Consider the following 12,527-nt stretch of genomic DNA (forward strand, 5'->3'; position numbering starts at 1 on the left):
GTGCCGGTAGATCTGACCCCATCGCAGGCGCTCGGCCTCTGGCACGCGGTCACGGTGCAGCAGGTGCATCACGACGGGCGCGACTTGACGCTGCGCCAGCTCGCCATCCTGCTCGAAATCTACCTCGTGCCGCCGCCGCATACCGTGCGGGGGCTGGCCGCCAAGCTCGGCGTCACCAAGCCCGTCATCACACGGGCGCTCGACACGATGGGCGAACAGGGCCTCGTCACCCGCCAGCGCGATGAGCGCGACAAGCGCAACGTCGTCATCAAGCGCACGGTGGACGGCGCCCTCTTCCTCGAACGCCTCGGCGATCTTATAATCGCCACAGGCCGCAGCCAGACTTCCTGAAGGTTTCCGCGAGAAGATCATGAACGCCCTGCCAGACCGCCGCCTCCACGCCTACCGCCCCGATCTTGCCGAGGAAGCCCTGCGCGGCTCTGTTCCCGCCGGGCACTATGTCGCCGGCACGCCGGCACGCCTTTCGGCCCCCGTCGCCTCCCTCCGGCCCCGGCCGGACGAGGCCGCCGGCATCGACACGCAGGTGCTGTTCGGCGAAGGCCTCCGCGTGCTCGACCGGGCGGACGGCTGGGCCTGGGTGAAATCGGATTTCGACGGTTATGTCGGCTATCTGCCGGAAACGGCGCTGGATGCGACCGTGACGCCTGCAACCCACATCGTCGCCGTGCCGCGCACCTTCGCCTATACCGGCCCGGACCTGCGCACGCCCATGGCCTTCGCGCTTTCCATCGGAAGCCGGCTAACGGTTGTCAGCGAGAGCGAAACACGAGGAACGCGCTATTTCACGCTGGAAGGCGGCCAGTCCGTCGTCGCGGGCCATTGCCTGCCGGTAGGCGGGACGGCGGGCGACGACTATGTCGCCATTGCCGGCCGTTTCCTTGAAACGCCCTATCTGTGGGGCGGCCGCTCGGGCTTCGGCCTCGACTGCTCGGCCCTCGTGCAGCTTTCGATGATGATGACGGGGCGTAGTGCGCCGCGCGATTCCGACATGCAGGCCGCCGGCCTCGGCACGCCCATCGAACGGGAAGAGCTGCGGCGCGGCGATCTCGTGTTCTGGAAGGGCCATGTCGCCATCATGGAAGACGAGGCGACCATCATCCACGCCAACGGCCATACGATGAGCGTGGCGCGCGAACCGCTTGCCGCCGCCATCGAGCGCACCGGCTACCTTTACCAGCAGCCGACGGGCTATCGCCGCCCCGTTTAAAACAGGGTCTCGTAGATATCCGGCTTGAATCCGGCGGTCAGCGCGCCGTCGCGGTCGAGCATCGGCCGCTTGATCATTGAGGGCTGGGCGAGCATCAGCGCGATGGCCTTCTTCGCATCGAGATCCTGCTTGTCGGCATCGGGGAGGGCGCGGAAGGTGGTGCCGGCGCGGTTGAGCACGGTTTCCCAGCCGAGCGCGTCGACCCAGCGTTTCAGGCTCGCTTCGTTGATACCTTCAGCCTTGTAGTCGTGGAAGCGATAGGCGATGCCCTTGGCGTCGAGCCAGGTGCGGGCCTTCTTCATCGTGTCGCAGTTCTTGATGCCGTAGATCGTGACGGTCACGTCTGTCTCCTCATGCCCTCGCGATGGCCTTCATAGAGCGCCGATGCCCTCACGTCACCCCGAGATAGCGCCCGGGGCGATGATTGATGGCGAGCGTCATGTTGACGACGACGGCGCCAAGCACCGACAGGGCGAGGCGGTCGAGCGGAATGACGAAGAAGGCGGCCGAGAGGATGCAAAGGTCGACGGCAAGCTGGAAATAGCCGATGCGCAGGCCGAAACGATCCTGCAGGTAGATCGCCAGCACATTGATGCCGCCGAGGCCCGTGCGGTGGCGGAAGAGGATGAGAAGGCCGGTGCCGGAAAGCGCCCCGCCCATGATCGCCGCATAGAGCGGATCGAGATGGGAGAAGGAGATCAGCTCGGCGGTAAGCCGGGTAAAGATCGACACGAGCGTGACGGCGGCGAAGGTGCGCAGCGTGAAGGCCCAGCCGAGCTTTTTGACGGCGAGGATGTAGAAGGGCAGGTTGATGGCGAAGAACAGCCACCAGAAGCCGATGCCGGTCGCATATTGCAGCAGCAAAGCAAGGCCTGCCGTACTGCCGGCAAGCAGCACGGCCTTGGTGTAGATCACCACGCCGAGCGCCATGAACAAGGTGCCGATGACGATGGCGATGATATCCTCATAGGCGGAATGGCGCTCGGTCTGTGCGTCGGTCTCGATGGCCATCTTTCCCTCAGAGACTCAGGAACTTGGTGATGACGGCATCGACTTCCGCCGTCTTGAGGCCGGCGATGTTGATGCGGCCGGAGGTCGGCATGTAGATGGCGTGCTCGGCGCGCAGCTTCAGCACATCGGCCTCTTCCAGCGGCAGCAGCGAGAACATGCCTTCCTGTTCGCGGATGGCGGTCAGCACCTGCCAGCGGGCGGAAAGGCCGGCGGCGAGGCGCTCGCGGATCGTGGTGATGCGCAGACGCATGGTCTCGATCTCGGCCTTCCAGTCCGCCGTCAGCGCCGGGTCGCCGAGGATCGTGCTGACGATGGCCGCGCCATGGTCCGGCGGCATGGAATAGCTGGTGCGGGCGAGGGCGGCGAGGTTGGTGCGCACGGAAAGTGCGGTCTCGGAATTGCTGCAGGCCGCATAGATCGCGCCGGTGCGCTCGCGGTAGAGGCCGAAGGACTTCGAGCAGGAGACGGAAACCAGCGCTTCCGGCACGGTGGCAAGCAGCGTGCGCAGGCCGGCGGCGTCCTCGTCGAGGCCGCGGCCATAACCCTGATAGGCGATGTCGACGAGCGGCAGCAGGCCCTTTTCGGCGATGAGATCGGAAACCGCGCGCCACTGCTCGGCCGAAAGGTTCGCGCCTGTCGGGTTGTGGCAGCTCGCATGCAGCAGCACGGCATCGCCTGCGGCGGCGCCGGCAAGCGCTTCCATCATGCGGTCGAAGAGAACGGCCTGCGAGGGAATGTCGAAGAAGGGATAGGTGATGACCTCAAGGCCCGCGGCCTTGAAGATGCTGGCATGGTTCGGCCAGCTCGGCAGGCCGAGCCAGATGCCCTTGGTGCCCATGCGCGCCATCAGGTCGGCGGCAAGGCGCAGCGCGCCGGAGCCGCCCGGCGTCTGGAGCGCGGCGGTGGCGCGGCCCTTGCCGGCCTCGCCCGTCGTCAGCGCCCAGAGGCGGTCGAGGAAGACCGGGTCGCCTTCCGGGCCGACATAGGCCTTGGTCGGCTGCGTTTCGACGAGGCGGCGCTCGGCTTCCTTCACCGCGCGGAAGATCGGCGTCGCGCCCGTCTCGTCGCGATAGACGCCGACGCCGAGGTCCACCTTGCCGGCGCGCTCGTCCGCCCGGAAAAGGCCGATGAGGGCGAGCAACGGATCGTCGGGCTGGCGGGTGAGGGCGTCGAACATGGCCGGGTTCCTGTGTGGGTGGAGTGTGAGAGCGGTGTAGGGCAAATTTGCCGCAAAATCGACCATGATATTGCGGGGAAAGCGCAAGAAGCTTTTGTCTTATTGCTGCATATCGCTAGATTGATATGGTTTTTTGCGTGGAGGCCGATATGGAGAAAAGGGCGGGCGAGGAACTGGTGCTGGACCAGACGGATCGGCGCATCATCCGCCTGCTCGTCGAGGATGCCGGGCTCTCCAACAACCAGCTCGCGGAGAAGGTCGGCCTGTCGCCCGCACCGCTCTCGCGCCGGCTGGCGCGGCTGGAGGCGAGCGGCGTGATCCGCCACACGGTCATCGTCGATCCGCGCGCGGCCGGCATCGGTTTCCAGGCCTTTCTGGAGGTGACGCTGGAGCGCACTGCGCCGAAGGTCGGCGAGCGCTTCATCGATCTCGTGCGGCGCATGCCGGAGGTCGTGGAGTGCCACACGGTCGCCGGCGATTTCGATTTCCTCCTCAAGATCGCGGTGAAGGACGTCGCGGATTACCGCCGGCTGCTGTGGAGCGAATTCGAGCGCATGGGCGAGATCAAGACGCTGCGCTCGACCATCCTTCTCGACAGCCCGAAGATGCAGGTCAGCCCTCTTCCCTGATGCGTTTGCGGAACCTTTCTCGCCGCGCGGTGGTTGCCGATCGCGGCAAAGCGCCCATATGATGGGCGGTGCCACGAAGGAAGGGCCAGTGGACAGGAAGCTGAACGACAAGGTCATGTCGGCCGCGCTGCTGGCGGCCATCCGCAACCGCCGCGGCCACCGGCCGCCGGAGAACAATCGCCCGGGCGACACCGTCATCGCGTCCTACAATGTGCACAAATGCGTGGGCGTCGACCGCCGTTTCGATCCGGAGCGCACGGCGAGCGTGATCGCGGAGATCGACGCCGACATCATCGCCATCCAGGAGGCGGACAAGCGCTTCGGCGAACGTTCCGGCCTGCTCAATCTCGATGTGCTGGAACGCGACTGCGGCCTCGTGCCGGTGCCCATCACCGCGCTCTCCTCCACCGGCCACGGCTGGCACGGCAACATGATCCTGATCCGCAAGGGCGCCGTCGGCGGCGTGCGGCAGCTCAAGCTGCCGGGCGTGGAGCCGCGCGGCGCGCTGGTCGTGACGCTCGACCTGCCGCTCGGCAAGTTACGGCTCGTCGCCGCGCATTTCGGCCTGCTGAAGCGCTCGCGCGAGCAGCAGGCGATGGCGATCCTCGCCTCCGTCGCGGAGGAAGAGAACATGCCGACCCTGCTTGTCGGCGACCTCAACGAATGGCGCGTCGGCCGTCGCTCCTCGCTCTCACGCCTGCAGCCGACCTTCGACCCGGCCTCCGGCGCGGTGCCGAGCTTCCCGTCCCGTTTTCCGGTTCTGGCGCTCGACCGGGCGCTCGGCCATCCGCATGATCTCGTCACCTCCGTGGAGGTGCACGATTCGCCGCTCGCCCGCATCGCCTCCGATCACCTGCCGATCAAGGCGCATATCGACCTCAAGGTCGCTTCCGCGCGCGCTACAGATAGGGTGAGCCAAGCCATGTGACGCGCTCGACGAGCCGCTGGGCGAAGGGCCGCGCCTGGAGGTCTTCGAGCTTCACTTCCTCCGCCTGCGAAAGCGCGGCGTCGATGCGGTTGCCGATGAGATCGGCGAAATCCGGGTCCACCACCTCGATATCCACCTCGAAATTCAGCCGCAGTGAGCGCGGGTCGATATTCGACGAGCCGACATAGGACCATGCGCCGTCGACGACCGTAAGCTTGGAGTGGTTGAACGCCCCCGAGGCGCGCCAGATGCGGCAGCCATATTTCAGGAGCTGGTCGAACTGCGCGGTCATGGCGAGGTCGACGAGCTTCAGGTTGTTGGCGGAGGGCACGACGATGTCGATCTCCACCCCGCGCCGCGCGGCGGTGACGATGGCGCTGATCAGCTCGCGGTCCGGCAGGAAATAGGGCGACATGATGCGGATATGCCGCTTGGCGACGGAGACCGCGCCCATCAGCATGCGGTGGTTGGTCTCAAGGCTCTTGTCCGGCCCGGAGGGCACGACGCGGGCGAGCATGCCGCTGTCGGGCGCATCCGGCGGCGGGGCGATCTGCCAGGCCTCGCCCGAGAGGTCGTCGCCGCCGGAAAAGCGCCAATCCTCGTAGGCGATGCGGAAGAGGTCGCTGACGACGGGGCCGGTGAGGCGGAAATGGGTGTCGAGCGCCGCCGCCTCGCCGGAGAATTCCGTGCAGAAGCCGGCGCGGATGTTGAGCCCGCCGGTAAAGGCGACGCTTCCGTCGACGATGAGGATCTTGCGGTGGGTGCGCAGGTTCGCATAGGGCAAGCGCAGGCCCATGACGATATTGCCGTTGAAGACATCGACCGGCACGTTCGCTTTTTTCAGTTCCGAGACGATGGACGGAATGGAATAACGCGCGCCCACCGCATCGATCAGCACCCGCACCGCCACGCCGCGCGCGACGGCCGCCGAAAGCGCCGCCACGAAACGCTCGCCTGCGCCGTCGCGGTCGAAGATATAGGTTTCCATAAGGATGGAGCGCTCGGCGGCGTCGATGGCGGCGAGCATGGCGGCATAGGCCTCGTCGCCGGTCGAAAGCAGCGCGATGCGGTTGCCGGAAGTGAGCTTGCAGCGGCCGACGGCATCGCCAAGGCGCTGCATGGCGGCGAGCGCCCCGCCATAGGCCACCTGCACATGCTCGTTGGAGACGTCGTATTCCGCCATATGGTGCCAGCCGGCGGCGAGCAAGCCTTCGCGGCTGAGGTTCAGCGTCTTGCGGCGGATGCGGTTCACGCCGCCGACGGCATAGATGAGCGGGCCGACGACCGGCGACAGCACGATGACGCCGACCCAGCCGATGGCGGCCCGCACCTCTTCCTTCGTCATGGTCGCGTGGATGGCGGCCGGCACGCCGAGGACAATCGACAGGGCGACGAGGATATGCGGCCAGTAGGCGGAGAGCGTCTCAAACATGATGCGTGCGGACCATCCCAAGGCGGCAAACGCTTTTGCTGCCTTTATATATTGCTCTGGATGATACGAATGCGAGGGGGAGGATAGTCCCCCTCGCGAAAGATTTTAATCTTCCAGCGTGCCGGGCTTGCGGTCCTTGCGCGTCGCCTCGTGGCAGGCGAGCTTCATCAGGTCCTCGCCGCGCCGCGCATAGCGGGCGGAGGCGCGGGTGGCGATCAGCCCGTCATGGCCGGCCTTGACCTCGATCGTGCCGTCCGGCTCGCCCGGGCGGGTGATGAGGGTCGCCAGAAGATCGCCGGTCTTCACGGTCGCGCCGATATCGCGGTGGAACAGCACGGTGCCCGGCGCGGGCGCCTTCACCATCTCGATATTGTCGAGCGGCACGGCGGGGCCGGCATAGGCCTTCGCCTTGTGCGCCGGGTCGGAAACGACGCCGCGGCCGGCGAGGAAGGCCCAGAGACCGTCCGCATCGCGCCTTGCCATCTCGGGATAGACGTCGCGCCGGCCGCGCAGCTCGACGGTGACGGCAAGGCGGCCCGGCACGCTTTTCAGCTTCGCGCCGCCCTGGTGCTTGAAGGCATGGCCGACGGCCTCCTCGAAGGCGGTGCTTTCACCATCCGAGAGGAACACGGCCTCCATGTCGAGTTCGCCCGCAAGGTCCGCGGCCTCCGGCCAGAAGGCCTCGTCGATATAGGCATATTGCAGGGATTCGTCGTCGCAGTGCAGGTCCAGCATGAGATCCGCGCCGAGTGCCATATGCAGCAGCGTGCGCTTCAACTGGTCGGCGGCGCTGCGGCGGTCGAGATTTTCCAGCAGCGTTTCCCGCTCGGCAAGCGCGACCAGCGGGAAGTCGCGGTTGAAATTGGTGCGCGAGGCAAGGTCGAACCGGCCGCCCATCTCGCCGAAATGATATTGGGAAAGGCCGATGGAATTGGCCTGCGGCACGACGGTGATGTCGCCGCGGATCGCGCCCTCGGCATCCGCCTTGCGCAGCCGTTCGAGCAGGAAATGAAGGAGCGCCGTGCCGGGCAGCTCGTTGGCATGCAGCGCCGCCTGGATATAGACCGAGGGTGCCGCCGTATCGCTGCCCTTGAAGCGGAAGACCGGCACGCGCCATTCGCTGCCTGCCGTATCGCCGCTGATGATGATCTCGGAACGTTCCACGTCGCTTCTCCTCAAATGGTTTGCCGCGTTTATGCGAATTGGCCGCCTGTGGCGCAAGCCCCGGCAAGAAACGGGTTGAAAGCGGACGGGCAAAGCCCGATCTTGTGACGAAACGGGAACAGGAGCCGACCATGACCGGCAAGACCCACTATCTGATCTTCGACACCGCGGGCGGCCCCTGCGGCATCGCCTGGACGGCGGCCGGCGTCGTGCGCTTCCAGCTTCCCGGCGAGGACGCCGCCACCACGCGCCGCCTGCTGCTGCGCCACCTGCCGGAGGCGGAAGCGGCTGAGCCGCCGCCCGCCGTTGCAAGGGCCGTCGCCGCCGCGCAACGCTATTTCGCGGGCGAGGAGGCCGATTTCACCGACGTCCCGCTCGACCTTGCCGGCCAGAGCGACTTCTTCCTGTCGGTCTACGATGCGGCGCGCCGCCTGCACTGGGGCGAGACGACGACCTACGGCACGCTCGCCCGCGACCTCGGCGCCGGCCCGGAAATGGCGCGCGAAGTGGGGCAGGCCATGGCGAAGAACCCCGTCGCCCTCATCATCCCCTGCCACCGCGTTCTTGCCGCCGGCGGCAAGGTCGGCGGTTTTTCGGCTCCCGGCGGCTCGTCCTCCAAGCTGAAGATGCTGGCGCTGGAGGGCATTTCCTTCGCCCCGCCGGAGCCGGCGCAGCAATCGTTCGGGTTCTAGCCTTCGTTGGAAAAGCAAAAGCCCCGGTGCGAACACCGGGGCTTTCGGGATTGCCTCATGGGGAGCGTTACACGCTCACTCCCACTCGATTGTCTTCTAGCGATCTAACGCACTGATTTAACGGAACAAAATATTTTTTCAAATGTTCTATGCCGTCCGCCGCGCCGTCAAAAAAAACGTGTTTTGAAATCATTGGATTTTTTCGGCCATTCGCCGAAATCGTGGTTTCGAGATCTATCGGGAACCGTCGCAAATGGCGCCGCCGATTTACAGCGCTTGATGGGAGCGTATCGCATTTAAAAACTACCGTCACGCTGGTCGCGTCAATCGTGATCGCGAGTCGCTTTTCTTTACGCAGCGACTGACGCCACCGCACCACAGCTCGTACCGTCGTCGCACGTTGCTAGCATCGCTTCGCCTTTTTAACACCGGGACAATGCGACCGTTGGGCGACCCGCCCCTATCAAGAACACCTCACGTTGCCTATGCTTGATGAATCTACGGGGGGTTAAATGTATCTCAAGAATATAAAGCTCAGAAGCTTTCGCTCGTTCGATCAAGGTGACATCGAACTTCAGAGAGATTTGACCGTTTTCGTGGGCGAAAACAACGGGGGCAAAAGCAACGCGATCGACGCAGTTCGCCTGCTTACAACGCCTCTTGGTGGACGGCGGGAAATTTATTGCGAGTCGACAGACGTTCGCTTTCAGAGCGCGACTACCTATTTTGAGTTGGAAGGGTGCTTCGCAGACCTTTCAACGGGGCAGCAAGGCCGCTTCATTTCGGCCGCCACGGACGCGTCGTTGGCTCAGGCACGTTTCGGGCTGCGTTTCGATGGGGCTCGATCGGGCATCAAGCCGGTGCTTTGGGCTGGCAAGGAAGGAAATTCGGCCGAACCAGGCTGCCACGAGATGGTTCGGCATGTTTACTTGCCGCCGCTGCGCGATGCGAAACGCTCTCTGGCGTCCGGCAATCCTACACGGATCATGGCACTCCTAAATCACTTCCTAGAAGGGACGACGCCGGCTCAGCTCGCGAAAGAACTCGCGCGCACCCACTCGCACGATGTCCTCGTCAAAGTAGACGGTGCAGTCGAGAAGGGTCTGTCAGCCCTTACGTCGGGGGTTCGCCGACAAACAGCTTCGCTCGGGTTCGCGACGGACGAAGCCTTGGTGGATATCGCCCGAGACCTGAGATTCAAGCTCGCCGACCACGGCGTTGATCCCGAAGACCTTCGGTACTCTGGACACGGATACGCAAATCTCCTGTTCATGGCGATCATCGCTGTAGAGCTTGAGAAGGTCCGATCAGCCGACCTCACGCTGTTCCTCGTGGAGGAGCCAGAGGCGCATCTCCATCCCCAGCTTCAGGCGGCCGTCCTTGCCTTCTTGAGAGACCAGGCAGAGCAATCGCGCAAAGACGCGCCGGCCGACCACGCTCCATCCGGAGAGCTCCAGGTGATCGTCGCGACGCATTCGCCAAACCTTTCGGCGTGGGTCAACAGCGACCGACTTGTCGTGTTTAAGTCCGTCGTGGCGAGCGCCGAGCCGACGCCGGTTGGCGAAGCAACCATCGAGCCGGCCGTTGCCGACGCGGCGGTCATCGGAAGTGGGCTGGGAGCGGACCATACTGAGACCGACGTGGCGGGCACCGATGGGCTCACCGCCGCTATGACGGCGGCGGCACTTCGCAGGTCCACCCGCTGCATTCCCCTATCGCTGATGCCGCTGGATGCGCTGGAGCGCCGCAAGGTCGATCGCTACCTCGATGTCACCAAGGCGGCGCTGTTGTTTGGCGGACGTGTCTTGCTCGTGGAGGGGATTGCAGAAGCCCTTCTCCTCCCAGCCATCGCGAAGCATCATACGCTGAAGGACCATCCCGACCAACTTCGTCTGTTCAGATCAACGGTGTTTGTCCCAATCGACGGCGTCGATTTCAGCCCGTACGCGACGCTACTCCTGACGACAGTCAATGGAGCTCGCATAGCGGACCGCGTCGTCATCCTGACGGACGGTGACAAAGGAACGGGCGACAGCGACGATGACGATGAAGAGGAGCTGCCGAGCGACACCGCGGAAAAGGTCCTCGATAGCCCCGCTTCGGAAGAAGACGCGCCCGTGGTTTCCGACGAAGATAATGTGGCCGACGCGCAAGAGCCACCTATTCCGGGTGAGATGCGTAAGGCTGCATTGATGAGTCTGGCCAGCTCGCTCGGCGCGAGCGAGCATCTTGCAGCCGTCACGAGCATCTACTCGCTGGAGACCGAACTGCTGGAGGCGGGCAATTCCGCCATCCTTCGCAAGGCGTACCTGACGCTTCACCCAAGATCGAAAAAGAAGTGGGACAACGCCGTTGCGTTCAGCGGAGATGAACGTGCGAAGAAAATCCACGAGATATTCAAGAAGACCCGCAAGGGCGATTTCGCTCAGATTCTCGCTCGTTTGATCGAGGATGGCGACGCATTCGTGGTCCCCGCCTACATCGCGAAGGCCATTGAGGAGGTCGTCGTCCCGTGACCATCTCCTCGTATGCTCCGACCCAAGAGCAGCAGAACGTCATCGATCACGCTGGCACGGCGTTTGTAACCGCCTGCCCTGGCGCGGGTAAGACCAGGACGATGGTCGAGCGCGCCCGTCAGTTGCTAAATCATCCAGGCGACCGACGCGGTGTCGCGTTCCTGTCGTTCACAAACGCCGCGGTCGACGAACTGGAGGCACGCCTCCGCGCCTTCGGCGTGCTCCCGGCGCCGTTGTTTCCGAGTTTCATAGGAACGTTCGATCGATTTCTCTGGCAGTTTTTGATCGCACCATTCGGCATTCCCAATTGCGATCAATTGCCGAAGCTTGTCCCCGACAAGAGCAATTGGGAGGTGAAGCCTCCCTACGACGGCGCTCAGGCGCTCCGGTTGCGTTGCTTTGATCGCGCGACGGGCAAGGTAATTCCCATTCTCGCGAAGGACGAGGGTTTCGACGTCGACAAGCGCCAGATCGCAGCGCATGAGACCAGCGCACTCTCAACGATCAGACGTGCGCGAAGCCAGGGCCAAATTGACTTCGAAGATGTCCGTGTCTGCGTCCGTGAAAGACTGTCCGACGTGGCCTTCGCGAAGCGCGTCGGTGCCGCGCTCGCTGCCCGATTTCGGGAGATCATTGTCGACGAAGCGCAGGACTGTAACCCTGCCGATCTTGAGATTGTTGATTGGCTGCGGGCATCTGGGATCAGAGTGAAGGTCATCTGCGACCCCAACCAGTCTATCTACGAATTCCGGGGCGGCGTGACCGACGAACTTCAACGGTTCGCCGCGACGTTCGACGCAACGGATCGTTTGCCAATGAGCGGCAATTTCAGATCCAGCCCGGCAATCTGTGCGGCGATCGTGACGCTGCGACCGCCGTCATCGCGCTCCGAGCCAGACAAACCGTTAGGCCCGCATCGAGTCGATACAACGCCGGTACATATCCTGTCGTACAGCGGAAGCGCGGTCTCTCCGGCTATCGGCTCAGCCTTCCGGGACCTCGTTGAGGGGCTGACCATCCCCCTACACCTCGCGCCAGTTCTAGCATCCACGCGGGCCAGTGCTTCAAAAGCCATCGGTCAGCCGACGATTGAGCCGACCGCCCACATGACGCTCCTTTTGGCGGAAGCGGCCATGAACTATCATTTCGCGTTCGCTGTAGGAAATCGTCGTGACGCACTCATCAACCTGCACCGCATCGTCCTGCTGGTTCAGGGCCGCATCGGTGCGTTGGGAGGCTATCACAGCTACCTTTTGAGCGAAGGGCTTGAGGACGGCCGCTGGCGTCCAGAGATCATCGCACTCGCCAATGGCCTTCGCTTCGACCAGGCCGATACAGTTGATCAATGGCTGGCCAGAGCGCGCAGCCTTCTCGTCCCTGGCCTCGTCGTAAACTCTACCATCAACCAGCGCCTCAGAGGGCACGCAGACCTGACGACGGCGCTTGCTCGCGCGCCGACAAATTCTTCGCCGGCCCGCACGATTCACTCCGTAAAGGGGCAGGAATTTCCCGGAGTGTGCGTAGTTATGACGACGAAGACCGCTGGCGCGATCATCGACCTCCTCGAAGGCCAAACCTCAACGGGCGCTGACGAAGAGGCCCGCAAGATCTACGTCGGAGCCTCGCGGGCGGAACGCCTGCTCGCTATCGCCGTCCCGAAGAGCCGGGCCGCGCGGCTCCAAACCCTTCTCGTCAATGGAGGTTGCGAGGTCAGCCTTCACCAAATCTGACCGCCTGCCGTCAGCTTTAG

12 protein-coding genes are annotated in these 12,527 nt (G+C 64.1%); 7 read left to right on the forward strand and 5 right to left on the reverse strand.

All coding sequences use genetic code 11. The features are described 5' to 3' along the window. Both K8M09_RS19075 and K8M09_RS19080 read left to right on the forward strand, forming a co-directional pair. Nucleotides 1-351 carry a MarR family transcriptional regulator gene (locus tag K8M09_RS19075; RefSeq protein ID WP_160787303.1) on the forward strand — a complete coding sequence of 117 codons (351 nt, stop codon included), beginning with the start codon at nt 1-3 and terminating at the stop codon, nt 349-351. 19 nt (nt 352-370) lie between these two features. Further along, nucleotides 371-1,228 carry a C40 family peptidase gene (locus K8M09_RS19080; RefSeq protein ID WP_160787304.1) on the forward strand — a complete coding sequence of 286 codons (858 nt, stop codon included), beginning with the start codon at nt 371-373 and terminating at the stop codon, nt 1,226-1,228. Here K8M09_RS19080 and K8M09_RS19085 read toward each other — a convergent pair. Genes K8M09_RS19085 through K8M09_RS19095 form a run of 3 tightly spaced genes read right to left on the reverse strand, consistent with a single transcriptional unit; the run spans nt 1,225 to nt 3,416 of the window. Beyond that, entirely contained in the window at nt 1,225-1,569 is a 345-nt protein-coding gene (locus tag K8M09_RS19085) for an ArsC family reductase (protein ID WP_160787305.1), read from the reverse strand. The genes K8M09_RS19080 and K8M09_RS19085 overlap by 4 nt on opposite strands. A 49-nt stretch (nt 1,570-1,618) precedes the next feature. Continuing rightward, entirely contained in the window at nt 1,619-2,239 is a 621-nt protein-coding gene (locus K8M09_RS19090; protein WP_160787306.1) for a YitT family protein, read from the reverse strand. A 7-nt stretch (nt 2,240-2,246) separates the two neighbouring features. Then, nucleotides 2,247-3,416, reverse strand: a complete 1,170-nt coding sequence (locus K8M09_RS19095) for an amino acid aminotransferase (RefSeq protein WP_160787307.1) — start codon at nt 3,414-3,416, stop codon at nt 2,247-2,249. Between the two features lie 149 nt (nt 3,417-3,565). Here K8M09_RS19095 and K8M09_RS19100 point away from each other — a divergent pair, with 149 nt between their 5' ends. Next, nucleotides 3,566-4,045 carry an Lrp/AsnC family transcriptional regulator gene (locus tag K8M09_RS19100; RefSeq protein ID WP_160787308.1) on the forward strand — a complete coding sequence of 160 codons (480 nt, stop codon included), beginning with the start codon at nt 3,566-3,568 and terminating at the stop codon, nt 4,043-4,045. A 115-nt stretch (nt 4,046-4,160) separates the two neighbouring features. Then, nucleotides 4,161-4,973: an endonuclease/exonuclease/phosphatase family protein gene (locus K8M09_RS19105; protein WP_160787347.1), complete on the forward strand. Its 813-nt coding sequence runs from the start codon at nt 4,161-4,163 to the stop codon at nt 4,971-4,973. Here K8M09_RS19105 and K8M09_RS19110 read toward each other — a convergent pair. Both K8M09_RS19110 and K8M09_RS19115 read right to left on the reverse strand, forming a co-directional pair. Further along, nucleotides 4,945-6,405, reverse strand: a complete 1,461-nt coding sequence (locus tag K8M09_RS19110; protein ID WP_160787309.1) for a phospholipase D-like domain-containing protein — start codon at nt 6,403-6,405, stop codon at nt 4,945-4,947. The two genes, K8M09_RS19105 and K8M09_RS19110, sit on opposite strands and share 29 nt — an antisense overlap. A gap of 105 nt (nt 6,406-6,510) precedes the next feature. Beyond that, nucleotides 6,511-7,569 carry a M14 family metallopeptidase gene (locus tag K8M09_RS19115; protein ID WP_160787310.1) on the reverse strand — a complete coding sequence of 353 codons (1,059 nt, stop codon included), beginning with the start codon at nt 7,567-7,569 and terminating at the stop codon, nt 6,511-6,513. Between the two features lie 131 nt (nt 7,570-7,700). Here K8M09_RS19115 and K8M09_RS19120 point away from each other — a divergent pair, with 131 nt between their 5' ends. The 3 genes from K8M09_RS19120 (at nt 7,701) to K8M09_RS19130 (ending at nt 12,507) form a co-directional block, all read left to right on the forward strand. Further along, the gene (locus K8M09_RS19120; protein ID WP_160787311.1) at nt 7,701-8,261 is read left to right on the forward strand and encodes a methylated-DNA--[protein]-cysteine S-methyltransferase; all 561 of its coding nucleotides are present in this window, start codon (nt 7,701-7,703) and stop codon (nt 8,259-8,261) included. A gap of 512 nt (nt 8,262-8,773) precedes the next feature. Further along, nucleotides 8,774-10,777, forward strand: a complete 2,004-nt coding sequence (locus K8M09_RS19125) for an ATP-dependent nuclease (protein WP_160787312.1) — start codon at nt 8,774-8,776, stop codon at nt 10,775-10,777. Then, nucleotides 10,774-12,507, forward strand: a complete 1,734-nt coding sequence (locus tag K8M09_RS19130) for a UvrD-helicase domain-containing protein (RefSeq protein WP_170299551.1) — start codon at nt 10,774-10,776, stop codon at nt 12,505-12,507. Before K8M09_RS19125 ends, K8M09_RS19130 begins: the two co-directional genes overlap by 4 nt. The last annotated feature ends 20 nt before the right edge of the window (nt 12,508-12,527 follow it).

The organism is Shinella zoogloeoides (genome assembly GCF_020883495.1).
GTDB classification, from domain to species: Bacteria; Pseudomonadota; Alphaproteobacteria; order Rhizobiales; family Rhizobiaceae; genus Shinella; species Shinella zoogloeoides.